This is a genomic window from Lampropedia aestuarii, from assembly GCF_004803635.1.
In the GTDB taxonomy this organism is placed as follows: Bacteria; Pseudomonadota; Gammaproteobacteria; order Burkholderiales; family Burkholderiaceae_C; genus Lampropedia; species Lampropedia aestuarii.
In genome coordinates, this window is record NZ_SSWX01000002.1 from 68,521 (window position 1) to 91,697 (window position 23,177).

Sequence of the window (23,177 nt, forward strand, 5' to 3'; positions counted from 1 at the left end):
ACAACGCTATTGACGGGCACAGCCGCTCAACCTGGCCGCAGGGATTTGGCATTGCCGGTACGCAAACGCCTAAGAGCCTGTTCAAAATCTCCGCGCAGTCGCGTTGAAAACAGACCTCTGGTCAGCCGCTCCAGTGACAATAGGGTCTTTATTGGCTACCTTTAAGCTGTTCAAATGAGCCGAGTTTTATTAGTAGAAGACCATGAGCGCTTGGCCGGGCTGATACAAAAAGGCCTGGCTGCCGATGGCATTGCAGTCGATGCAGTCAGTCGAATGGATTCGGCCTGGACCGCCCTGACCCAGCTGTCTTACCAGGCTTTGGTGCTCGATCGTGGTTTGCCCGATGGCGATGGCATTGCATTGCTCTACCAGCTGCGCCGTGCCAATATGGGCATTCCTTGTCTGGTGTTGACCGCCAGAGATGCGCTGCATGACCGCATCCAAGGCTTGGATGCCGGTGCCGATGACTACTTGCCCAAACCCTTTGCGATGGAAGAAATGGTCGCACGGGTGCGGGCCTTGCTGCGCCGCCCAGTGGTTTTCCAAAGCGCCAACCCCAGCTATGGTGATGTGCTATTGCAAGAAGACACCAGTGAGTTGCGCTGTGGCGATCTGGCCACAGTACTGGCCCCCGCAGAATTGCAAATCATGCTGCTGCTGGTGCGCAAACAAGGCCAAGTCGTGCGCCGCAGTGCGCTGGAATCTGCCGCTTGGGGCCTGGGTGAGGCCGTCACCCCAAATGCCTTGGATGTAGCCTTGCACCGTTTGCGGCGCAAGCTCAGCATGCTGGGCTCTGGCCAGCAAATTGTGAATATGAGAGGCCTTGGTTATGCGCTGGCGCACAAAGAAGTGGCTCAATAGTTTACGGATTCAGGTTTTCCTGGTTTTCATCGCGGGCTCTGTCCTCAGCATCGCCTTGATTGCCATCGTGGCCGGGGTGGTCCTGAACACCAAAGGCACTTTTTTCGCGCGGATGGATTTGACCCAGGCCGCCCAAAAAATGGCCCACGAAATTACGTTCGATGCCGCAGGTACGCCGACCGGCTTTAGCCCGCGGATCACCAACGGGCGTATTGATTTCAACTGGATTTTTGACAACCTGGACAAAGATTCAGGCTGGCGCATCCTGAATGCACAAGGCCAGGTGGCCTTGGCCTCCACGGCCAGCCCGCAGCTATGGCAAGCCATGGATGCCATGCCTTTGGAGCCTGGCAGCTTTAGGTTTGAACACCAAGGCATTGCAATGCGCGCTGCCACCAGCGCCATTGTGCACAACGGGCACACTTGGTACTTCCAATTGACCATCAGCAGCCGTTTTATGTATTTGATGTATGACGCCTTTGCGCTGCCATTCATGGTCAAAGGCATCGGTCTGTTCAGCGTGGTGCTGTTTTTCGTGTTTGGCCCCTGCCTCTACATCACACTGCGCCACACTCTGGCCCCCCTGCGCACGGTAGCGGAGTCGGCCGCAGCCATTTCACCGCGCTCGATTCATGCCCGGCTAAGCACCGCCCATGTGCCTTCTGAGATCTCGCCAATGGTTGACAGCTTCAACCATGTTTTGCAACGCTTGGAGCAAGGCTACCGCGCGCAGCAAGAGTTTCTGGGCAATGCCGCGCATGAATTGAAAACACCGCTGTCCTTGATCCGCGCGCAAATTGAGCTGACAGAAGCCGACCCTGAGATGCGTGCGGCCCTGCTCAGCGATGTGCAATACATGAGTCGGCAAGTGCAGCAATTGTTGATGCTGGCCGAAGCCAGCGAGCAAGGCAACTACCAACTCGCACCGACCCTGGTCATCGAAGTGGTTGAGGAGGCCGCCGCTTATTTGGACCGCATGGCTGAAGCCGCGCAGGTGGGGCTGCACCTGCAGATCACCCAGGCACGCTCAACGCAGTGGAACGCCGACCGAAGCGCCTTGTTCACACTGCTGAAAAACCTGCTGGAGAACGCCATCCAACACGCGCCAGCACACAGCAGCGTCGACATTGAGGTGCATAGCGACCACATCAGCGTGCGTGACTACGGCCCGCCGATTGACACGGCCAGCCTCACACGGCTGTCTGAGCGTTTTTGGCGTGCCCCACAGCGCCGCGACCAAGGCGCTGGGCTGGGCTTGCCCATTTGCCTAGAAATTGCGCAGGCCCACGATTGGACCTTGGCCATTGAACGCGCCGAACCGGGCTTGCGCGTTACGCTCAGTTTGACGCCTGCAAGCGCCAGGCCATCGCCTCCCCCCCACGCAGAGGCTTGAGTTCGGTCTCCACATAGGGGTATGACGCAGGCATATCCCAGGTTTGCTTGACCAAGGTGATTTGGCTGGTATTGCGTGGCAGGCCATAGAAGTCCGCGCCATGAAAGGCGGCAAAGCCCTCCAACTTATCCAGCGCGCCAGCATTGTCAAACGCCTCGGTGTACAGCTCGATCGCAGCAGCGGCTGTGTAGCAGCCTGCACAGCCGACAGCGGCTTCTTTCAGCACTGCCGCATGCGGCGCGCTGTCCGTGCCCAAGAAGAAATGCGCACTGCCGGACGTCGCCGCTTCGACCAAGGCCAGACGGTGGGTCTCGCGCTTGAGCACCGGCAGGCAATAGTAATGCGGGCGCACACCACCCAAAAACAGCGCATTGCGGTTGTAGAGCAAATGGTGGGCGGTGATCGTCGCGCCCAGATACGCATCGGCCTGCGCAACGTACTGCGCCGCTTCTTTGGTGGTGATGTGCTCCATCACAATTTTCAGCTCGGGGAAATCGCGGCGCAGCGGAATCAGTTGCTGGTCAATGAACACCGCTTCACGGTCAAACAGGTCAATGCTTTGGTCGGTCACTTCGCCGTGCATCAACAGCACCATGCCCACTTCCTGCATGGCTTGCAGGACTGGGTAAATATTGCGCATCGAAGTCACACCAGCATCGCTGTTGGTGGTCGCACCCGCTGGATACAGCTTGCACGCCACAACCCCTTGCGCCTTGGCAGCGCGAATGGTCTCTGGCGTCATGCGGTCAGTCAGGTACAAGGTCATCAGCGGCTCAAACGCGGCGCCGGGAGCCACTTCTTGCAGCGTGCCCAGAATGCGCTCGCGGTATGCTTGTGCCAACGCGGCGTCGGTCACAGGCGGGCGCAGATTGGGCATGATGATTGCACGGGCAAACTGTGCCGCGGCATGCGCCACCGTGGTTTTGAGTGCATCGCCATCGCGCAGGTGGAGGTGCCAGTCATCGGGGCGAGTCAGTGTAATGGTCGTTGCCGTCATAGGAAATAGGTCTTGTTCGTTCTAAAAATGGCCAACAACGATGGCTTGTGACTGCCAACTATCGCTGGCGCAAGGATTATCCAAGCAATGCCTGCGCAAATTCGCGTGCGTTGAAGGTTTGCAAATCTTCGAGCTTCTCGCCCACGCCAATAAAGTACACCGGAATCGGACGCTCTTGGGCAATCGCTGCCAGCACGCCGCCTTTGGCCGTACCGTCGAGCTTGGTGACAACCAGGCCCGTCAGTTGCAGCGCATCATCAAAGGCCTTGACTTGACTCAAAGCGTTTTGCCCGGTGTTGCCATCAATCACCAGCAGCACCTCATGTGGCGCAGTGCCATCGGCCTTGGCAATCACACGTTTGATCTTCTTCAGCTCTTCCATCAAGTGCAGCTGGGTCGGCAAACGGCCTGCGGTATCAACCAGCACAACGTCTTTGCCACGGGCTTTACCTGCGGTAACGGCATCAAAGCTCACCGCAGCTGGGTCGCCGCCTTCTTGCCCCACAATTTCTACCGTATTGCGTGTGGCCCATACGCCCAATTGCTCACGCGCGGCGGCGCGGAAGGTATCGGCCGCAGCCAGCAAAACCGAAGCATCGGCCTCAGCCAAATGGCGAGTGAGTTTGCCAATCGACGTGGTTTTGCCAGCGCCGTTAACACCGGCGACCATGATCACAGTAGGCTCGTGTTCGCCAATCACCAGGCCTTTTTCCAAAGGCTGCAGCAACTCGGCAATCGCATCGGTGAGCAAGGCCTTGACCTGTGAAGGGTCCGTTGCCTTGGCGGCTTTGACGCGCTGGCGCAAGTCATCGAGCAGGAACATCGTCGCCTTCACGCCGGTATCGGCCATCAGCAACGCGGTCTCCAACTCTTCGTACAAGTCTTCGTCGATTTTGGTGCCGGTGAACACCGTGGAGATGCTGCTGCCGGTTTTGCGCAAACCCGCCTTGAGGCGCTCCATCCAGGATTTACGCTCAGGCACTGCGACCGGAGCTGGGGCGACAGACACCGCCACTGGCGCCGGCGCAACTGGTGCTGGTGCTGGTGCTGGTGCTGGTGCTGGTGCTGGTGCTGGTGCTGGTGCTGGTGCTGGTGCTGGTGCTGGTGCTGGTGCTGGTGCTGGTGCTGGTGCTGGTGCTGGTGCTGGTGCTGGTGCTGGTGCTGGTGCTGGTGCTGGTGCTGGTGCTGGTGCTGGTGCTGGTGCTGGTGCTGGTGCTGGTGCTGGTGCTGGTGCTGGTGCTGGTGCTGGTGCTGGTGCTGGTGCTGGTGCTGGTGCTGGTGCTGGTGCTGGTGCTGGTGCTGGTGCTGGTGCTGGTGCTGGTGCTGGTGCTGGTGCTGGTGCTGGTGCTGGTGCTGGTGCTGGTGCTGGTGCTGGTGCTGGTGCTGGTGCTGGTGCTGGTGCTGGTGCTGGTGCTGGTGCTGGTGCTGGTGCTGGTGCTGGTGCTGGTGCTGGTGCTGGTGCTGGTGCTGGTGCTGGTGCTGGTGCTGGTGCTGGTGCTGGTGCTGGTGCTGGTGCTGGTGCTGGTGCTGGTGCTGGTGCTGGTGCTGGTGCTGGTGCTGGTGCTGGTGCTGGTGCTGGTGCTGGTGCTGGTGCTGGTGCTGGTGCTGGTGCTGGTGCTGGTGCTGGTGCTGGTGCTGGTGTGGGTGATTCCGGCACGGTTGGCGCTGGCGCTGGTGAAGCTTGCACAACAACAGGCACTGTGGCAGCAAGAGGTGCAGCAGCTTCAACTGGTGTCGCAGCAGGTGCGCTGTTTGGCTGCTCCAGTGGGGCAGTCTGTACTGCTGGTTCAGCCGCAGGAATTGCAGCTGCTGGTACCGGCGGTGCGATGCGGTCTGTTGCTGACTCAGTAATCCATTCAACAGTCGCGTCAAGCACCTCTTCTGCTTGGTTCGCAGCACGAGCCTCCAGCACAGCAGGGGCATCGCCGGGTTGGTCAACCAATGCGACCGCCACACTGTCTGTGAGAGCCGTTGGTGGCGCTGGCTCAGCAACGGCTGGTTGCGGCGCAGGCGACTCCGGTTGCTCAACCGGCAGTTCTTGCGCAAGCGCAGCGGGGAGCGCATCCGGCACAACAGGCGCAGGCGGGCTCTGCAGTGGGGCCTCAGGCGCCTGCACTGCCGCTTGCGCTTGCTGCACAAACGGATTGTTGTTGGCTTCTGAGGCGTTTGCCTGTGCATTTGCAGCGCCAGCCGGTGCATCGGTTTCTTTGCTTGTAAATGATTTGCGCAACCACCCCATCATGCCCTTGGACTGGCTGGCGGCCTCTGCCGCCGCAGGCTCTGGTACGGGCGCAGCGGCAGGGGCTAGCGCCGCGTTGGAAACGTCCGAACTGCTGGCAGCCGATGCAACTTCTTGCGATACTTGTGACTCTGAGCTGTCGGGCGCAGGTGCTGGTGAGGATTTTTTCTTGAAAAAACTGAACATAATGCTTGGCGTACCGATTGAATGCGGAGCCTCTTTCGCCCTCTCATCAAAGAGTGCGTGTGCTGCGCGCCATGGCTGGGTTTTGCCCATGGCACCATAGGCACACATGGAAAACGCCGATTGGCGTCATAAAAACAGGGTCAATTGTATGAAACGTTTGAGCGTATTGAGTGGATGTCTGCTGGCAGCCAGTGCCTTCATGGCCGGCTGTGCAGCCACCGCCCCCCATAACGAGGCGCCAGCGCCTGCCAAAGCCGCCTCTGCAAACCAGACACCCGCCGCTGGCGAAGTCCAAGTGCTGCAAGAAACGTCCACACTCGCGCATTATCGACTACCCAACGGCTTAGAGGTCATTGTCAAGCCCGATCACCGCGCGCCAACAGCCATTAATATGCTGTGGGTACGCACCGGCTCGATCGACGAGGTCGATGGCACTTCGGGCATTGCACACATTCTCGAACACATGATGTTCAAAGGCAGCGAGCAACTCGCACCCGGCGAATTCTCGCGCAAAGTCGCAGAACTCGGTGGCCAGGACAATGCCTTTACCAACCGCGACTACACCGGCTACTACCAGCAAGTACCATCCGACCAGCTGGATGCGGTGATGGCTCTGGAAGCGGATCGTTTCCTGCACAACCAGTGGCCTGACGAAGAATTCGAGCGCGAGCTGGAGGTCATCAAGGAAGAGCGCCGCATGCGCACCGATGACCAGCCACGGGCCAAGCTGTTTGAGCAGTTGATGGCTACCGCCTACACCGCCTCGCAGGAGCGCCGCCCAGTCATTGGCTGGATGAGCGATCTCAACCAGGTCACCCCCAATGACGCACGCGCTTTTTACAAGCAATGGTACGCACCGAACAACGCAGCTGTGGTGGTGGTGGGCAATGTCGAGCCACGCGAAGTACTGGCCATGGCGCAAAAACACTATGGCAGTGCGCCAGCAGTCGAGTTGCCTGCACGCAAACTGACGCAAGAGCCCGCCCAAGAAGGTCCACGCCGCCTGGTACTGCGTGATCGGGCTGAGCAACCGGTCATCGTGATGGCCTACAAGACCCCGTCCCTGACCAACTTGCAACAGCCTACCGCCGAAGACCGCGAAGCCTTGGCTTTGATGGTCTTAGCCCAGGTACTCAGTGGCTATGACGGTGCGCGTTTGGATCGCGCACTCACACGCGGGCCTCACCGCATCGCCGACAGTGCCGATGCAGGCACCAGCTATGGCGTGCGCACCGGCAATGGCTTGTTTTTCCTCAGCGGCATCCCTGCTGACGGCCAATCGAATGCGGCCTTGGAAAAAGGTCTGCGCGCAGCCGTTCAAGCCGTGGCTGACCAAGGCATTACCGACAAAGAGCTGCAACGCGTGATCACGCAATGGTCGGCCTCGACCATCTATGCGCAAGACTCGATGATGTCCCAAGCCACCGAACTGGGCAGCAACTGGATTGATGCGTTGCCGCTGAATGCAACCGAGCGCACCATTGAGCTGATGCGCGAGGTCACACCTGCACAAGTGCAAGCCGTGGCCAAGAAATACTTCGGTGATAACGCCCTGACCGTGGCCGAACTCCTACCCGCTGCGCCCGACGCCCAAACCTCTCAACACCGTGCCAGCCGCAGCGCTGCTCCTGCTGGAGATGTGCAATGAATACCCTCACGCCCTCTTTTACATCATCCGTAGCCCAGTCGCGCACCACGCGTCTGGTGGTCAAGCTATGCGCGATAGCCGCACTCAGCACTCCACTGTGGAGCCAAGCCGAGACCAAAGGCTTGCTGCCGATTACGCATTGGCAACAAGCCAACGGTGCGCAAATCTGGCTGGTCCAAAGCGACAGCTTGCCAATGGTCGACGTGCAAATCGACTTTGATGGTGGCCAGCGCCGCAACCCCGCCAATCAGATCGGGCTGGCATCGGCCACCGCCAGCATGCTGGGCAAAGGAGTGAAAGCCGCGCATGGCAGGCCAGCGCTGAACGAAGACCAATTGGGCGAGGCCTGGGCCGATCTGGGCGCGTCGTTTGGCGCCAGCGCCAGCAGCGACCGCTTCACCTTCAGATTGCGCAGCCTGACTGACAGCAAGCTGCTGCCCCAGGCCACCGCCTTGGCCGCGCAACAAATCGGTCAGCCCGCCTGGCCTGCTCCAGTCTGGGAGCGCGAGCGTGCGCAATGGAGTGCGGCGATCCGCGAAGCACAAACTCGGCCCGGCACCATTGCCAATGACAGCTTTGCTAAAGCCGTCTACGGCAACCACCCTTACGGCTACATCACGACGCCGCAATCGCTGCAGAACATGGATACCAAGGCCATGCAAGCGTTTTATGCGCAGCATGTGCAACCCTGCAGGGCCAAAGCGACTGTCGTTGGCAATGTCAACAAAGCCCAAGCAGATCAATTGGTAAGCGCCTTGCTGGCCGACTTGCCCGCCGACAGCCAGTGCGCCAGTCTGCCCAGTGTTGCGGAAGTGGCGCCATTGACTAAGGCCACTGAGCAACGCATTCCGTTTGCATCTGAGCAAGCGCAGGTCTTGATAGGCCAGCCCGGCATCAAGCGCGATGACCCAGACTTTCTAACCTTGCTGGTGGCCAACCACATCTTGGGTGGCAGCGGCTTTGGTTCACGCCTGATGGAAGAAGTGCGCGAAAAACGCGGCTTGGTGTATGGCGTTTACAGCGGCTTTAGCCCTGGCAACCATGCAGGCGCCTTCACGATTGGTTTGCAAACCCGCGCCGATCAAGCTGAAGAGGCGGCGCAACTGGTGCATGAAATCGTCGCCGATTTTGTCGCCAATGGCCCGACCGAGAAAGAGCTGCAAGATGCCAAAGCCAACCTGATTGGCGGTTTTGCGCTGCGCATTGACAGCAATGAAAAGCTGCTGGGCAATGTGGCCAATATCGCCTGGAACGACTTGCCGCTGGATTACCTCAATACCTGGAGCGACAAGGTCCAGGCCATCACGGTTGAGGACATTCGCACGGCCCTGAAAAAACACCTGCAGCCAGAAGCCATGGTCACGGTCGTGGTCGGGGGAGCGGCATCTTGAGCAAGCCAGTGCCTCTTTCCGCCCGCCATCCGCAGCCTGCGCCTGCCAGCCTGCGCGCCCCGGTAGCGGGCAAAACCGCAGGCGGCAGCGGCCGTGTGCGCATCATTGGCGGACAGTGGCGCCGCACGGTCTTACCGGTAGCCAATAAACCGGGCTTGCGCCCCACACCCGACCGCGTGCGCGAGACGCTGTTCAACTGGCTGGGCCAAGACCTCAGCGGCCTGTTTTGCCTCGATGTCTTTGCCGGCAGTGGTGCATTGGGCTTTGAGGCCGCCTCACGCAATGCCGCGCAGGTCACGCTGGTCGAGCTGGACCGCCAGGTAATCAGCCAGTTGCAGGCCAATGCCCAGAAGCTACAAGCCAGCAACATGCACATTCAGCGCGGCGATGGCCTGCTGGCCTTGCAACACCCCCCGCAAGCGGGCTGCGGCTGGGATGTGATTTTCATTGACCCCCCCTATGCCGCGCAACTAGAGCTCCCAGCACTGAAAGCCGCCTTGGGCAGGCTCAGCCCCGAAGGCATGGTCTACCTTGAAAGTGTCCAGGCTTGGTCCGAAGAGCGTTTGGCCGAGCTCGGCTGGCAGCGCCGCCACTACCTCAAAGCAGGCGCTGTACATGCGCACGTGTTGCTGCAACTCTAAGAACGTGTTCAAGATGCGCGCGTCTGTGACACCCAAGCGCGCCCGCAGCGTGCGCAGCGCGCCCCCCCCTTCTCTTAGTCCCACTAGCCGATGCCGAACCCGCTTTTGCACAAACCGCCCAGCACCCAGCATCGCCGGGTGCTGGCCCTCTTCGCCACCGGTGGCACTATTGCAGGCATTGCCCAAGACACGCAAAGCCACGTGCAGTACCAAGCGGCGGCTTTGCCTGTCACGGCCTTGCTCGACGCAGTGCCCGCACTGCAGCATTTGCCCGCTGAGATTCGTGCAGAACAACTGCTTGCCAAAGACAGCAAAGACCTGGATCCCGAGGATTGGCTGCGGATCGCACAAGCGGTTGATCAAGCCTTGCTAGAGCCAGACGTCGCAGGTGTCGTCATCACGCACGGCACGGATACCTTGGAAGAGACGGCCTGGTTCCTGCACCGCACGCTCAGGCCCTCGCGCAAACCAGTGGTGCTGGTCAGCGCCATGCGACCGGCCACCGCATTGGGTGCCGACGGGCCGCAAAACCTCTTGGATGCCTGCTGCGTGGCCTTGTCCCAAGTGACTGGCGTCGTCTGTGTTGCAGCAGGTGAAGTGCACCGCGCAGAGACCGTGCAAAAACTACAGCCCTATCGCATTCCGGCATTTGGCTCTGGCGAATGCGGCCCCATGGCCTGGGTGGAAGAAGGCCGGATCGCCTGGCCTGCATACACGGCAGGTGCCATACACAACTCGGCAACAGACACGACAGTAGGCGCCACAAGCAACGACACCGCTGACAGCCTGGTGTCGCGCGGGCGATACCACAGCTTGCTGAACCCAGGCCTGCAAACACCACCACCAGCAGTGGCCTGGATCACCAGCCATGCAGGCTTTGATGCCAGACTGGTAAAGGCACTGCAAGCGGCCGGCTTCGCCGGTGTTGTGGTCGCAGGCACAGGCAATGCCAGCCTGCACCATGCCCTGGAAACCGCCTTAGATGCCGTGGCAGCCTCAGGCATGGCCACAGCCATTACCAGCCGCTGCGCACAAGGACATATTGTGGTCCCCTCCCCTGCACCATCACGCCACCGCCATTGGGCTTTACCGGCCGCAAAAGCTCGCATTGAATTGTTAATGGAACTTTGGCTGCGCAATGCGACTCAACACACGGCCGGCCCCGCATTGGCTTACAATAACTGTTGAATATTTACATTTTGAATCCAATTGCCGATTTGGCCGTGACGTTTTTGTTCTTCGAACTGAACCAATCCTCCCTATGATGGGCGAATTGAAATGGGTCAAATACCACAGCAGATAGGGCCGACTGCTTGTATGTCAAATTAATGACTTGCCTCTGGGAGAGAATACGGGCTTGAGCAGCCTTTAAACCACTGTTTTGAATCGATTGCAGCATCGGGCCACTGATCTGCGCATGATGGCTTACAGTGGCTAACAACGTATCCAAACACGCGCGGGTTTGACCCGTACACTGCTATTAGTTTATTAACGCACCTCCATTGCATCACTGTGTCTTCGCTCGATTCCTCCGCCCCACTCGCGCACAGCGCTGACCCCTCCTTCGCCACTGCAGGCGTGCACACCCGTTTAGGCGACATGCTGGTTCAAGCCGGCAAGCTTGGGCCCCGCGACTTGGAACGTGCGCTGGCTGCACAGCAAGAAATGGGCGGCATGCTGGGCCGTGTGTTGATTCGTTTGGGCGTGGTCTCCGAAGTGGACCTGATGCCGGTGCTGGCCACGCAATTGCAGGTGCCATTGGCGACTACGGCCGACTACCCGGAATTGCCACTGGAAATTGCAGGCCTGGCGCCGGGCTTTCTGCGCACCCACAATATTTTCCCGTTGTGGCAAAAAGATGGCCAATTGGGCGTGGCCATGGCCGTCCCACAAGACGGCTTCATCAGCAAGGCTCTGCAATTGGCCACGGGCCTCACTGTGGTGCCGCTGCTGGGTTTGGAGAGTGATATTGAACGCGCGCTGGACCAAGCCGATGCGGCAGCAGCCCAGCAAGCGGAAGAAGAAGCCAGCTCCGACGATTTGCTTGGCGGCCTGGACGCAGCCGACTTTGTCGAGCAGCTCAAGGACATGGCCAGTGAGGCACCGGTCATCAAACTGGTCAACACCATCATTGGTCGCGTGATCGACATGCGCGCCTCAGACATCCACTTGGAGCCATTTGAAGATGGCTTGCATGTGCGCTACCGGGTGGACGGCGTGATCAACGTCGCAGAGATCATTCCCCAGCGCTTGTCGCCGGCCGTTGGCTCGCGCGTGAAGCTGCTGGCCCATTTGGACATTGCCGAGCGCCGCCTGCCGCAAGACGGACGTATCAAGACACGGGTCAAAGGCCGCGAGCTGGACTTGCGCGTCTCCACCGTGCCGACCGTCTATGGCGAGAGCATCGTCATGCGTGTGCTGGACCGTGCGAGTGTGCGCCTGAACCTCGATGACATGGGCTTCTCACCCGATACGCTGGTGCGCTTTAATGAGTTGCTGGCCAAACCACACGGCATTTTTCTCGTTACCGGTCCGACCGGTTCGGGTAAAACGACCACCTTGTATGCCGGCTTGGCCAAGCTCGATGCAGACAGCCAAAAAATCATCACGGTAGAAGACCCGGTCGAATACCAGTTGCCTGGCATCAACCAGATTCAAGTCCACCCGCAAATCAATCTGACCTTCGGCAGCGCCCTGCGCGCCATTTTGCGCCAAGACCCGGACATCATCATGATCGGTGAGATGCGCGATGGCGAAACCGCCCAGATTGCGGTGCAGTCCGCCCTCACCGGCCACTTGGTGCTCTCGACCCTGCACACCAATACCGCGCCTGGCGCGATTGTGCGTATGGAAGACATGGGGGTTGAGCGCTATTTGATCACCTCTTCGGTCAATGGCGTGTTGGCCCAGCGCTTGGTGCGTACATTGTGTGTGCGCTGCAAAGAGCCGCACGACCTGTCCCCTAAAGTCAAAGAGGAATCGGGCCTGGCACGCTTTTTAACACCTGGCCAAACACTGTACCGCCCGGTCGGCTGTGAAGTCTGCCGCGGCACGGGCTACAAAGGCCGCACTGGCATCCATGAATTGATGGTGTTGGATGAAGCGATTCGCCGTGCGATCCTGGACGGCAAGGATGCAGCCCAGCTCAGCGCACTGGCGTCCGAGCGCGGCATGCTGAGTTTGTACGAGGATGGCTTGCGCAAAGTGGCCAATGGCGTGACCAGCTTGGAAGAAGTGACCCGCGTCACACAGGACCAGAGCGATGCCTGATTTTTCATGGCGCGCCGCCAATGCCAGCGGAAAAACCACCTCGGGCGTGATCACCGCCGCCTCCATCCCTGCAGCGATGAAGCAATTGCGCGACCGTGGCTTACACCCACTGGCCGTGACGCCTGCGAGTGCCAACGAGGTCCTGCAAGCGCACAACGCACAATCGCAATCAGCCAGCAAAGCCTTGTTGGGGACAGGCAAGCCCAGCCGCAAAGACAAAGGCCCGGTCAACAAAGACGATGTACGGGCGATGACCACCGAGCTGACCATCATGCTGCGCTCTGGTTTGGCCCTGGACAATGCGCTCAAGGTCTTGATCGACATGAGCCATAAGCCGGCAATGCGCCAACTGGCCCAGCAGCTGCTGGAATCGGTCAAGGGCGGCAATGCCTTCAGCAAAGCCCTGTCCCAACACCCGCAGCATTTTGATGATTTCTACATCAATATGGTTCGCTCGGGCGAGATCAGCGGTCAAATGGCAGGTGTTCTGACTCGCCTGGTCGAGCACATGGAGCGTTTACGGGCCTTGCGAGAAAGTGTGGTCTCGGCCTCGATCTATCCATTGATTCTGATGGCCATGGCCGTTGCGACCCTGATCTTCATGATGACCTTTGTCGTGCCCAGCTTTCGGCCGATGTTCATCGAAATGGGTGATGCCCTGCCTGCGCCGACGAAAATCCTGCTGGCTACCAGTGACTCATTCCGAGTCTGGGGCTGGCTATGGGGCTTGATTGCCGCAGCCATTGGGTTTTTCAGCTGGCGCTGGCTGCGCTCTCCGGGTGGCAAGCTGTGGTGGCAAGCACGCATTCTGCGCCTGCCGGTATTGGGCAATTTGGTGGCGCGTTACCAAATGACACTTTTTGCCCGTTCTTGGGGAACATTGCTGGGCAACGGGGTTCCAATGCTGACTGCGCTCACCATTGCTACGGACACGGTGAGCAACCAAATCATGCGAGCGCCCCTGCTCAGAGTCGGCCCAGCCGTCAAAGAAGGAACTCGCGTGGTCGATGCGATCTCCAAACTGGGGGTGTTTGAGCCGCTGGCGATCAACTTGATTCGGGTCGGTGAGGAGACAGGCAAAATTGGCCCTATGTCACTGGAGTTGGCCGACATCCTCAACCGCCAGGTTGAAACGGGCATCAAACGCGCATTGACATTGCTCAGTCCGTTGATGATTGTGTTTCTTGGGGTCATGGTTGCGTTTATTTTGGTCTCGCTGATGATGGGTATCTTGTCTATCAACCAACTGGCCGCCTAAATCGCGCTGGCTACCTGGAAGGCCTCTGGCCTGAACCGTATTTTTTTTCGAAAGTGTCCACTATGTTTGCTTTGTCTACGCCCTCACGCCGCCCTGTTGCAAAAGCGATTGCCCAAGTGCAGCGCGGTTTTACCTTGATTGAAATTCTGGTCATCGTGGCCATTCTGGCTTTGCTGGCCAGCTTGGTTGGCCCCCAGGTGATGGGCGTGCTAGGTGGACAAAAAAGTAAAACCGCGATGATTCAAATCTCCGAAATCGACAAGGCTCTTGATGTATTTAACCTGGATGTTGGTCGCTACCCGACCAGCAGCGAAGGTTTGCAGGCATTGGTCACCCGTCCAGGCGGCGTGAGCATCTGGAATGGCCCCTACCTCAAAGGCGGCGTGCCCAATGACCCATGGGGCAAGCCATATATGTACAGCAACCCAGGTCCAAACGGCGGCGTACAGGTTCTGTCTTATGGCGCCAATGGCGTACCCGGCGGTGAAGGCGAGAATGCCGACATCAGCAACGCCAAATAATTGCGCACATCGCTAGGCCAATACGTGCGAGGGCTTGTTCTGCCAGCCCAACTAGGTGCTTCCAGATTGTAAGAACCTCCTGCGTCAATCAAGGCAGCGGCAATCTACGTCTTGCACATTCCCTTTTTGAAAGATTGCCTTGTCAAGCTTGTCAACCGTTCATCCAGCATCGTCCAGCCGTGGTTTCACGCTGCTGGAAATACTGGTGGTCATTGCGATTGCAGGCTTGATGTCGGCGTTGATTCCATTGGCCTACTCACGCATCAATGAGGGAGCGCAATACCGTGATGCAGTGCGCAGCCTCTGGACATCGCTGCGCACTTTGCGCGAAGAGGCACAGACAACCGGAGCCACGACCCAATTGCTGATGGACACGCAAGCCAAGCAATTCAACTTTGGTTCACAAACCTACCAATTGCCAGACGACTTAGAGGTGCGCGCCACCGTTGCCAATATGGGGGGCTCACCCAACACGGCATCCATCTGGTTTTTGCCAGAAGGCGGCTCCACCGGTGGCAGTATCGAGATCATTCGCCTCAATGGCGATGGCACACGGCTGCGTGTGGATTGGTTGACAGGCGATATCACCCAGGAGGCTTTGCTGCGATGAGCTACCCCTCCCTATCGATGGCAAGGCATGCACCGAAGCCGCGCCTGCAGCAAGGCTTTACATTGATCGAAGTGCTGGTCGCGATGGTCATCATGGCCATGGGTCTGGCCTTGCTGTATCAAATACTTGGCACCAATACACAAGCGGTCAGCATGACCAGCCAATACCAGCGTGCTGCGATGCTGGGCCAATCCTTGCTGGCCGCACACGATGCGATTCCCGAATCGGGCTGGAATGCCCAGGGCCAGTCGGGCGGTTATTCCTGGAGTGCCCGTACCCAGCCCTATCAGACCTCGTCTGGTCGGCAGGAAATGGGCTTGGTGCCATTGCACCAGCTCAATATCGACATTCAGTGGCAAGAGAACGGCAACACCCGCGCGCTGAACCTCGCAACGCTGAAGCCACAGCGCTATGTGCAAGGCACTGCGCGTGAGGCAACGCCTGCGGAGAATTGATGAAAGCCACGTCGATGCTCTCCAGGTCCACTCCATCAAACTGCCCCCAGGCGCAGACCTCATCGTTTGCCACGCGCCAACGCGGCTTTACCTTGCTCGAAATGCTGGTGACCATGGCACTGCTGTCCTTGGTCATGCTGGGCCTGGCTTCTTCTTTTTTCAGTTTAGGACAAACTGAAACGCGTATCGACGCACGCTTGGACCAGTCCAGCCAGTTGCGCGCGTCCATGAATTTCTTGGACCAAACCTTAGGCCGCATTTCAGCCAAGCGCAAGCCTGGACAACAAAATGTCAATGACCCGTTCTACTGGTTTGAAGGCAATGGCCAAGCCGTGCGCTGGGTGGGCATCATGCCAGCGCGTTTTGGTGCTGGCGGGCGTTACTTTTTCGAGTTGGGCGTAGTGCAAGGGGACTTGGTTCTGCGCTTTGCACCATGGAATGGTGCACTCCAGTTCCCATCGGGCTCCAGTATGGAGTCACGCACCTTGCTGCAGGATGTGGTGCAGTTCTCCATTCAATACCGAGGTGAAGAGGAAGACTCTATTGAATGGAGCGATCAATGGGCATTCCCGCAGCAAATTCCCTCGCACATCATGCTCAATATCGTGACGTCTCAGATGGCCCTGCCAGCGAAGATTCTGGCGATGCGCCCCGCAGGTACAGCTGGGCAAGGCTCGGGCAATGCCGTGATTGGAGGGGGCCGATGACACACACAAGGCCTATAACAGCCATCGTCCAATCGCCTCAAAGGTCCGCTGCTTCTAGCAAGGCAATCCAATCAGGCATTGCTTTGATTGCGGTCTTATGGGTGGTGGCCATCATGAGCTTGATCACCGTAGGCTTGGTGCGCTCGGTGCGCTCCGAGGTCAAAGTCGTCAGCATGGATAGACAGCGGATTGAAGCACAAGCACTGGGCGAGGCTGCGATTGCTTTAGCGGCGCAGCAATTGCCAGTACTGCAACGCGAAGACCCCAACACTGTGGTTTCCAGCATACAAACGCAGTTTCAAGGCCATGCCGTAACCGTCGAAGTGCAAAACCTCAATGGATTTATCAACCCAGCTCTTGCTCCTCCCGAGTTGCTGGCCAAGATGTTTGAAAATGCCGGTCTGTCTTCTGGCCAAGCTCAAGAAATGGCCATGCGCATCGTGATTTGGCGCACAGAACACGATGAATCTGGAAGCAATCGAGGCATCGAAGTGCCCGAAGATTTATTGCAAGTGCCAGGCATGACTTATGACCTCTATGCTAGAGTGGCTGGTTTTCTCACCACCAGTGTACGCAGCGCCATAGATGTGAACTCCAGTCCACCTGAAGTCTTGGCCATGCTCGGTCTCCCAGTGCCCGCAGCAGGCGCCAATGCAGGCCGCACACAAAGCCCGTTTGTTCGCTTCACAGCCACAGTGCAGCTTGGCAATGCCACTTTTGCAGTCATCCGCGACATGCGCATTGGCACCAGCCCATCCCGCTCCGGTTTGTATTGGCATACCTTGAATAGCCAACTAAAAGTGGTTAACCCATCGCTGTAAACAGTCCATGAGTGCTCCTTCTTCCTTAGACAATCAAACGCCAGCATCGCCTTGGGTCTTGTTCGGCATCGATCTCAGCACGGTTGGCCATGACTGGCTCAAAGCCATGCGCCAGCTATACCAGGTGGCGCCGCTGCGCTGGTTTGAGCTCAATCCGACTATCCAAGTGCTGCGCAGCGATGGCCGAATTGCACAATGGCAGTCTGACCAGTTACTAGTGACTGCAGGCAATGCGCCAGCCCAGCAACAGCCATTTACGGCCGTTGAGCTGCCCGAAGACCTCATTTTGCGCCGTGCACTGAGCCTGCCTGACCTGCCCAGCGCGCAAATTCACGATGCGGTTGCATTGGACTTGATGAGCAGCAGTCCATTTCAGGCCGACGATATCGCCTGGGGCTATGTGCAAACGGCCAGCGAGGATGGCGTTCAAATTCACTCTGCTTTTGCTTCACGCACACAAATTGCACAATATTTAGACAGCGTAGCGACACAACAAGCATGGCCGAGTGCCCAGAGCGAAATCTGGGTGTTTGCGCCAGGCAGCGCGCAGCCGATTATTTTTCAGGGCTACGGCGAAACCATTGCAGAACAAGCCCGCAACAAGCGCCGCTTGCGCGCCAGCACTGCGTTGGGATTGCTTGGTTTACTGCTTATTGCAGCGGCCATCACGCCCACCCTTCAGGTCAGGCATCAGGCAATCCAGGCGGAACAAGCCTACCAGCAGTTACAGGCACAAACCAGTACGCTCTCAGAGGAGCGGGCGCAGTTCACCAAAGCCTTGGACAGCGTGGCTCAAATCAAAACCTATAACGAGCAACGCATCAATCCACTCGAAGTGCTGGAATTGTTGTCTGAGCTACTGCCCAAAGATGTTTCTGTCATCGGACTGAAAATCGAAGGTCAGAGTGTTGAATTAACCGCCGAGGCCGACAACGCCGCCGCCATTATCCAAGCTCTAGGTGAATTGGACAGCTTCACTGAAGTGCGTACAACGCGCCCCGTGCAACAAGTCGCTCAGGCCAATAAAGAGCGCTTTACAGTAGAGATGCGCATTGCGCCTGGCGCATTCAATATGAAGTTCAGCGAAGAGTTGATCGCAGAACCCGAGCCAGCACAAGAAACTGACAGCAACTCAGCCACGCAAGCACCAGCAGCAACACCTGCTGCTGCCGAAGGCAGCCTGCAAAACAGCGCGGACCCGGTTGGCAGCTCCAGCGCCGTCATTGGCGGTGGCAGCACGCGCCGCGGACAATCGAGCGGCAGCAGCGGTGTTGCACCACCATCAGTGCCGCCGCCACCGCTCGACCTCCGCGCCCTGCCAACAAGTCCAGCTGCTGAGCCACCTACAGCGCCCGACAATGCCGACTCTGAATCGAGCAACCAAGACCAAATGGAATCAGAAGAGCACATGGAGCAAGATGGCGATGCCGACCCGAGCTTGGCCGATGAGGAGAGCCAGTCATGAGTGAGACTATTAAAGCCTTTGGCAAGCGACGCCTAAGCAAAGAGCAAATGTTGCAGCTAATCACTGGGCTGCTGGTACTGGCTGCCCTCGTGGCCCTGGCCAGCAATGTGGTGCAGCGACACCTCTTTGCGCAGAATATGCTCGATGAGATCACGCCCCGCTACGAACGTTTACTGGGTATTGAAGCTTCCGCCAAGGACATGCAGGGCCTGACACAGCGCAGCAACCAGTTACTGCAAGCATATGCGTACCCTGCAAGCCGCGAGCCCAGTCAAATCGGTACCGATATTCAGCAAAAATTGCGTACCGCATTTGCGGGTCAAAGTATGAGCATTCAAAGCAGCCAAGTGCTGCCCGAAGAGGAAGATGGCGCATTGATGGCCGTGCCCGTTGAGCTGCGCATTGAAGGCAATATCCAAGGCCTTCGCAATGCTTTAGCCGTCTTGTCCTCGCAACGTCCACTAATACAGCTGCGCGAAATCACGCTTCAAAAGGGGCGTAAATTGAATGTGAATACGCCTGTTTTATTGACCATTCAAGCCAAATTTTTCGCTTGGAGGGAACGGCCATGATTCTCAAAAAACCTTTAGCCACAGTATGGTGGATCAATGCCGCGCTGTTGGGCACTCTAGTCCTGTGGTGGCTCAGTGTGCTGCGCTCTGACTGGCAGCCTCCTGCACCGCTGATCCCGGATTATTCTGCCGTCTTGGATGGTGCTTTGCTGCCAGGCCAACTGACGGCCAAAGAATATACAAACACCATCGAGCGGCCCATTTTTGAGGTTGATCGTACTTGGCCAAAACCTGCGCCTAAACCGGAAGAAAAGCCGGCAGAAGCAGTCACAGAAGAAGTACCAAAAAATGCTTTGGATGGCGTTGTCTTGCAAGGTATCTATGACCAATCAGGCTCTGGCATGGCCATTTTCTCAGCCGAAGGCAAAAGCCATCGCCTGAAGGTCGGTGAAGAGTATGAAGAATGGACAATGACCGATATCACGCCCTTGTCTGCCCACTTTAGCCACCCGACTCAAGGTGAGAAAACGCTCACAATCAAACGCAGTTTTGAGCTTGAGAAATCCGACAAAAATACAGAACCTACAGCCCCACCAGCGGCATCCAATGCACGCACTCAAGGCTCTAGTCTCCGTACTCCGCAGCAAAATCGCCAGCCAACCAAGCAGCGATCAGCCCCACCTGCTCAACCAACTATGCCCGCTGCGTCAGAGACGCAGCCTGCTGCCGATACCAAGCCGCCAAGCCGCGCCGCCATAGGCGGCTCTAGCCTCCCACCCGCATCTACTCAGTAAGCTCGCCACTAACAAACAAGCCTTGCTTACGATAGCAGTCAAATCAGATACCGCCCTATTCTTTGATATGCCACAACGTCACACACACCTGCCCAGCTGTATGAACATCGTCAGCCGCCCATTTCCTAAAAAAGCCCTGTGGATCAGTCTGGCCGTCGCCTTCAGCCAAGTTGCATGTACGCAAGCTGAGTTACAAACACCTGCCGAAAACCAAACCAGCACCCGCTCACAAGCCAATGGCGAAAACCTGCAGAGCTGGCAAGGCACGCCAATGAATGTGGACGGGGGAGTTCCACAGCCTAATGCCGCGCTGGGAGAGCGTAAACGACAGGGTGAGGACGATGATGCTCCACCCGAGCCCCAAATTCGTATTTACGAAGGCACGGGAGTTACGTTGAACCCACCAAAACGTGTCGTCGCAGTCACAGGCGAGGCCGGCGAGTTCAACTTTGAAGAAGCGCCAATCTCTGAAGTCATCCATGTGATGATGGGTGAAATTCTCAAAGCCGACTATGTGCTGCACCAGCCAATTAACGGCACATTGACGCTGTCCACACGCAATGCAATCAGCAAAGACACGGCGCTGTCTTTGCTCGAAACCGCCTTGCTCGCCAATGGCCTATTGATGGCGCAAGACAGCCGTGGTTTCTACCACATTGGTACGCCTGAATCCTTGCGCGGCGTGGTCCCTGCCCCTCGTATGGCGGGCGCTGGCTACGGTCCTATTCCACCTGGTTATGGCATTATTTTGATGCCGTTGGAATACATTGGCGCAGCCGAAATGGCTGAGATTCTCAAGCCAGTGATGAACGACAACTCCTTGTTGCGCGTAGACCCGATTCGCAATTTACTGGTGCTTGCTGGTACTCGCCCACAAGCTGAAGGCTGGCTGGATCTGGTCAAGACTTTTGACGTTGACATGCTCAAAGGCATGTCAGTCGGCATCTTTCCATTGAAATACGCCACCGTAAACGACGTGCAGTCGGCTCTGCAATTGGTTGCTGGCGGCACGGCCGATGGTGCGGCAGGAGCTGCCGGTGCAGCAGGAGCGGCCAATCCAGGCGCGCGTGGGCAGCAAGCCAATCAGACACCACAACAACGTGCCCAACAACAACGCGCCCAGCAGCAAGCCCAGCGTCAACCAGGTGCACAAGGCGCCAATACAGACCAAGGCGGTGGAGCCACGCCACAAGTGCTGCCCGTACTGGGCTCGCTGCGACTTGTGCCGCTGGAGCGACTCAATAGCATCATGGTTATCACCCCGCGTTCGCAGTATTTGGAGCAGGTCAAGACCTGGATTGAGCGCTTAGACCAACCCAATGACAGCACAGAACCGCAGTTGTTTGTCTATCCTGTGCAAAACGGTTCGGCGTCACATTTGGCTCAAGTGTTGGGCGGTATTTATGGTGGCAGCGGTGCAGGTGGTACTGCCAACTCTGGTGTTGCCCCCGGCTTTGATGCCAATAATTCCCAATCTACCGGTTTTAATAGCAACTTCAGCAGCCAAAGCAACCGCTTTGGCTCCAGTGCAGGTTTTGGCGGCGGCAGTATGTTCGCCAACTCAGGCATAAACAATAATCAGCAGTCGGCGATCAATACCGCGCCGGTAGCGATGGATTTGGGCAGCTCGCGCGTGATTGCCGATCCTCTGAACAACGCCATCTTGGTATGGGGCACACGTCCTGAGTTTGAGCGGATTGAGGCGACTCTCAAGCGTTTGGACAAACAGCCAGTACAGGTCATGATTGAAGCTAGTATTGTAGAAGTCACTCTCTCCAATGAGCTTCAATTTGGTCTTCGCTGGGCATTTAACGGTGGAGTTGATGGCTATCGTGGAACAGGAGGATCTTCAGGACTTATGGGTGCAACAGCAAGTGCAGCCATCAGTGCGCTTGGAGCCGGATCCAATGGGTTTACTTATGCCTTGACAAAAAATGACCGAGTAGCGGCATTGCTCAATATGTTAGCAACGCGCGACTTGGCAAAAATGCTCTCAAGTCCGTCTTTATTAGTAATTGACAACCATACCGCTTCAATCAATGTCGGCGATCAAATTCCTGTGTCTGTAGGATCAACCAACTTCAACAGCAGTCTTGGAAGCACTGTCACCAGTTACCAATACCGAGACACTGGTCTATCCCTGCAAATTACGCCATCAGTTAACGCGGGTGATTTGGTTACATTGACAGTTGATCAAAATCTCTCAGGCGTAGGCTCCACATCATATGGAGACACTAAAAACCCCTCCTTCATTCAGCGGCAAGTTTCAAGTAAAGTCGCCGTTAAATCGGGAGAACCAATTGTTTTAGGGGGATTAATCAAAGAAAATACTTCCAATAACAATAGCGGCATACCAGGCTTAATCGATGTCCCAGTTGCCCGCCATGCATTCGGCTCCACAACGAACAAGAGTGAACGAACAGAATTACTTGTAATCATTACGCCCACTGTGGTTCGCTCGAACGATGAACTACGCAATGCAGGCAATGAACTGCGTGACCGAATGCAAGACCTCATGCGTGTACGCCTAGAAGAAATCAAACGTGGCGGTCCAGTATTACCTGGCGAAGAGGACTTGGTGGATTTGGTGCAACCCGTTCGTTAAAGCAAATGTGCCTAGCAGCATAAGGAATGCTTGGCACATTTACAATCAACACGATCGATTCAGTCGTTTAGTTTTTTGAGGTTACGTATGACAATTTTTTCTACTCGAAGCATCACTATAGCCATAGCTATAACCGCAAGCTTTTTAGCGGGTTGCACACCAAGCCCCAAAGCGGAAAATAAAAAACCTGAAGAAATCGTTTCTGCTCGTGCTACCGAACGCTGGCAAGAATTGATGAAATTGAATTTCGATGGTGCATATGCTTACCTAGCCCCTAGCGTCAAAACTGTGGTTTCAGCCAATGGTTTTAAAAACCGCTTCTCTATCGATCCACGCGAAACCCAAGCGCCATGGATCAAGGCCGAAGTGCGCTCCGTCGTTTGCACAGATAACGAATCCTGCAATGTGCAAATGTATGTTGAATCGCAAAACAATATCCCTACGTTCAAAAATATGAAGACATCAGCCTTGATCGACGAGCGTTGGATTGAACAAGATGGCCAATGGTGGCTGTACATGAAGTAAGCTCTAATTACTGGTTATTAGCAGGGTCCCAAGACATCCTTGAGCAAGCAATGATGTCAAGTTTTGAGTAGTAAGACTATTACATAAAAAATGCCCGATATCTATCGGGCATTTTTTATGAGCCTTGCCAAAGCAGCATCAATTGGCATGCGGGATGAGGCATCTAGCTCGGGCCTTTACTGCAGTAGGCGCACGTTGCTGCGTAGGAAGGAAGGACAACAGCGAGAATTAACCAGCCATCAGACCGCCTCTATGAATCCATAACACCTTAAGCTCAT

21 protein-coding genes are annotated in these 23,177 nt (G+C 57.0%); 19 read left to right on the plus strand and 2 right to left on the minus strand.

What is annotated here, in order from left to right:
• Positions 1 to 174: 174 nt before the first annotated feature.
• Together E8K88_RS01735 and E8K88_RS01740 are read left to right on the plus strand one after the other, a co-directional pair.
• Positions 175 to 861: a response regulator transcription factor gene (locus E8K88_RS01735; protein WP_136404927.1), complete on the plus strand. Its 687-nt coding sequence runs from the start codon at positions 175 to 177 to the stop codon at positions 859 to 861.
• Positions 830 to 2,254, plus strand: coding sequence for a sensor histidine kinase (locus tag E8K88_RS01740; RefSeq protein ID WP_136404928.1), 1,425 nt, complete (start codon positions 830 to 832; stop codon positions 2,252 to 2,254). Before E8K88_RS01735 ends, E8K88_RS01740 begins: the two co-directional genes overlap by 32 nt.
• On the opposite strand, the gene pyrC is transcribed toward E8K88_RS01740, so the two are convergent.
• Positions 2,199 to 3,251 (minus strand): dihydroorotase, encoded by a 1,053-nt coding sequence (gene pyrC, locus E8K88_RS01745; RefSeq protein WP_136404929.1) that lies wholly within the window; start codon positions 3,249 to 3,251, stop codon positions 2,199 to 2,201. The genes E8K88_RS01740 and pyrC overlap by 56 nt on opposite strands.
• 76 nt (positions 3,252 to 3,327) lie before the next feature.
• Positions 3,328 to 4,266 carry a signal recognition particle-docking protein FtsY gene (ftsY, locus tag E8K88_RS01750; protein WP_136404930.1) on the minus strand — a complete coding sequence of 313 codons (939 nt, stop codon included), beginning with the start codon at positions 4,264 to 4,266 and terminating at the stop codon, positions 3,328 to 3,330.
• Between the two features lie 17 nt (positions 4,267 to 4,283).
• On the opposite strand from ftsY, the gene E8K88_RS17970 reads away from it, so the two are divergent.
• From E8K88_RS17970 to E8K88_RS01835, 17 genes are all read left to right on the plus strand, one after another.
• Positions 4,284 to 5,102 (plus strand): hypothetical protein, encoded by an 819-nt coding sequence (locus tag E8K88_RS17970; protein WP_168797219.1) that lies wholly within the window; start codon positions 4,284 to 4,286, stop codon positions 5,100 to 5,102.
• Positions 5,103 to 5,824: 722 nt separating this feature from the next.
• Positions 5,825 to 7,324: a M16 family metallopeptidase gene (locus E8K88_RS01760; RefSeq protein ID WP_136404931.1), complete on the plus strand. Its 1,500-nt coding sequence runs from the start codon at positions 5,825 to 5,827 to the stop codon at positions 7,322 to 7,324.
• Positions 7,321 to 8,715, plus strand: a complete 1,395-nt coding sequence (locus E8K88_RS01765; protein ID WP_136404932.1) for a M16 family metallopeptidase — start codon at positions 7,321 to 7,323, stop codon at positions 8,713 to 8,715. The genes E8K88_RS01760 and E8K88_RS01765 overlap by 4 nt, the downstream gene beginning before the upstream one ends.
• A gap of 8 nt (positions 8,716 to 8,723) precedes the next feature.
• Entirely contained in the window at positions 8,724 to 9,356 is a 633-nt protein-coding gene (rsmD, locus tag E8K88_RS01770; RefSeq protein WP_136404933.1) for a 16S rRNA (guanine(966)-N(2))-methyltransferase RsmD, read from the plus strand.
• 138 nt (positions 9,357 to 9,494) lie between these two features.
• The gene (locus tag E8K88_RS01775) at positions 9,495 to 10,544 is read left to right on the plus strand and encodes an asparaginase (protein ID WP_240754267.1); all 1,050 of its coding nucleotides are present in this window, start codon (positions 9,495 to 9,497) and stop codon (positions 10,542 to 10,544) included.
• Positions 10,545 to 10,955: 411 nt separating this feature from the next.
• The gene (locus E8K88_RS01780; RefSeq protein ID WP_136405118.1) at positions 10,956 to 12,626 is read left to right on the plus strand and encodes a GspE/PulE family protein; all 1,671 of its coding nucleotides are present in this window, start codon (positions 10,956 to 10,958) and stop codon (positions 12,624 to 12,626) included.
• Positions 12,619 to 13,884 carry a type II secretion system F family protein gene (locus E8K88_RS01785; RefSeq protein ID WP_136404935.1) on the plus strand — a complete coding sequence of 422 codons (1,266 nt, stop codon included), beginning with the start codon at positions 12,619 to 12,621 and terminating at the stop codon, positions 13,882 to 13,884. Before E8K88_RS01780 ends, E8K88_RS01785 begins: the two co-directional genes overlap by 8 nt.
• A 62-nt stretch (positions 13,885 to 13,946) precedes the next feature.
• Positions 13,947 to 14,405: a type II secretion system major pseudopilin GspG gene (gene gspG / locus E8K88_RS01790; RefSeq protein ID WP_136404936.1), complete on the plus strand. Its 459-nt coding sequence runs from the start codon at positions 13,947 to 13,949 to the stop codon at positions 14,403 to 14,405.
• A 139-nt stretch (positions 14,406 to 14,544) separates the two neighbouring features.
• Complete coding sequence (locus E8K88_RS01795; RefSeq protein WP_240754268.1) at positions 14,545 to 15,015, plus strand: GspH/FimT family pseudopilin; 471 nt, start codon at positions 14,545 to 14,547, stop codon at positions 15,013 to 15,015.
• Positions 15,012 to 15,470, plus strand: a complete 459-nt coding sequence (locus E8K88_RS01800) for a type IV pilus modification PilV family protein (RefSeq protein ID WP_136404938.1) — start codon at positions 15,012 to 15,014, stop codon at positions 15,468 to 15,470. The genes E8K88_RS01795 and E8K88_RS01800 overlap by 4 nt, the downstream gene beginning before the upstream one ends.
• Positions 15,471 to 15,484: 14 nt before the next feature.
• Entirely contained in the window at positions 15,485 to 16,177 is a 693-nt protein-coding gene (locus tag E8K88_RS01805; RefSeq protein ID WP_168797220.1) for a prepilin-type N-terminal cleavage/methylation domain-containing protein, read from the plus strand.
• A 113-nt stretch (positions 16,178 to 16,290) separates the two neighbouring features.
• Positions 16,291 to 16,998 (plus strand): type II secretion system protein GspK, encoded by a 708-nt coding sequence (locus E8K88_RS01810; protein ID WP_168797221.1) that lies wholly within the window; start codon positions 16,291 to 16,293, stop codon positions 16,996 to 16,998.
• 7 nt (positions 16,999 to 17,005) lie between these two features.
• Complete coding sequence (locus tag E8K88_RS01815; RefSeq protein ID WP_136404941.1) at positions 17,006 to 18,463, plus strand: PilN domain-containing protein; 1,458 nt, start codon at positions 17,006 to 17,008, stop codon at positions 18,461 to 18,463.
• Positions 18,460 to 19,035, plus strand: coding sequence for a GspMb/PilO family protein (locus E8K88_RS01820; RefSeq protein ID WP_136404942.1), 576 nt, complete (start codon positions 18,460 to 18,462; stop codon positions 19,033 to 19,035). The genes E8K88_RS01815 and E8K88_RS01820 overlap by 4 nt, the downstream gene beginning before the upstream one ends.
• A complete protein-coding gene (locus E8K88_RS01825; protein ID WP_136404943.1) occupies positions 19,032 to 19,769 on the plus strand; it encodes a hypothetical protein in 738 nt (245 codons plus the stop codon). Before E8K88_RS01820 ends, E8K88_RS01825 begins: the two co-directional genes overlap by 4 nt.
• Positions 19,770 to 19,869: 100 nt before the next feature.
• The gene (gene gspD / locus E8K88_RS01830) at positions 19,870 to 22,374 is read left to right on the plus strand and encodes a type II secretion system secretin GspD (protein WP_168797222.1); all 2,505 of its coding nucleotides are present in this window, start codon (positions 19,870 to 19,872) and stop codon (positions 22,372 to 22,374) included.
• Positions 22,375 to 22,461: 87 nt separating this feature from the next.
• Positions 22,462 to 22,899, plus strand: a complete 438-nt coding sequence (locus tag E8K88_RS01835) for a hypothetical protein (protein WP_136404945.1) — start codon at positions 22,462 to 22,464, stop codon at positions 22,897 to 22,899.
• The last annotated feature ends 278 nt before the right edge of the window (positions 22,900 to 23,177 follow it).

What these genes read in the sequence shown, in the direction of transcription:
- E8K88_RS01805 (WP_168797220.1), top strand. Translation starts at nt 15,485, where the DNA reads ATGCTCTCCAGGTCCACTCCATCAAACTGCCCCCAGGCGCAGACCTCA.
- E8K88_RS01825 (WP_136404943.1), top strand. Translation starts at nt 19,032, where the DNA reads ATGATTCTCAAAAAACCTTTAGCCACAGTATGGTGGATCAATGCCGCG.
- E8K88_RS01835 (WP_136404945.1), top strand. Translation starts at nt 22,462, where the DNA reads ATGACAATTTTTTCTACTCGAAGCATCACTATAGCCATAGCTATAACC.
- E8K88_RS01780 (WP_136405118.1), top strand. Translation starts at nt 10,956, where the DNA reads ATGCTGGTTCAAGCCGGCAAGCTTGGGCCCCGCGACTTGGAACGTGCG.
- E8K88_RS01785 (WP_136404935.1), top strand. Translation starts at nt 12,619, where the DNA reads ATGCCTGATTTTTCATGGCGCGCCGCCAATGCCAGCGGAAAAACCACC.
- E8K88_RS01765 (WP_136404932.1), top strand. Translation starts at nt 7,321, where the DNA reads ATGAATACCCTCACGCCCTCTTTTACATCATCCGTAGCCCAGTCGCGC.
- E8K88_RS01760 (WP_136404931.1), top strand. Translation starts at nt 5,825, where the DNA reads ATGAAACGTTTGAGCGTATTGAGTGGATGTCTGCTGGCAGCCAGTGCC.
- E8K88_RS01800 (WP_136404938.1), top strand. Translation starts at nt 15,012, where the DNA reads ATGAGCTACCCCTCCCTATCGATGGCAAGGCATGCACCGAAGCCGCGC.
- E8K88_RS01820 (WP_136404942.1), top strand. Translation starts at nt 18,460, where the DNA reads ATGAGTGAGACTATTAAAGCCTTTGGCAAGCGACGCCTAAGCAAAGAG.
- gspG (WP_136404936.1), top strand. Translation starts at nt 13,947, where the DNA reads ATGTTTGCTTTGTCTACGCCCTCACGCCGCCCTGTTGCAAAAGCGATT.
- E8K88_RS01735 (WP_136404927.1), top strand. Translation starts at nt 175, where the DNA reads ATGAGCCGAGTTTTATTAGTAGAAGACCATGAGCGCTTGGCCGGGCTG.
- E8K88_RS01810 (WP_168797221.1), top strand. Translation starts at nt 16,291, where the DNA reads ATGAGCTTGATCACCGTAGGCTTGGTGCGCTCGGTGCGCTCCGAGGTC.
- pyrC (WP_136404929.1), bottom strand. Translation starts at nt 3,251, where the DNA reads ATGACGGCAACGACCATTACACTGACTCGCCCCGATGACTGGCACCTC.
- E8K88_RS01740 (WP_136404928.1), top strand. Translation starts at nt 830, where the DNA reads ATGCGCTGGCGCACAAAGAAGTGGCTCAATAGTTTACGGATTCAGGTT.
- gspD (WP_168797222.1), top strand. Translation starts at nt 19,870, where the DNA reads ATGAACATCGTCAGCCGCCCATTTCCTAAAAAAGCCCTGTGGATCAGT.
- E8K88_RS01815 (WP_136404941.1), top strand. Translation starts at nt 17,006, where the DNA reads ATGAGTGCTCCTTCTTCCTTAGACAATCAAACGCCAGCATCGCCTTGG.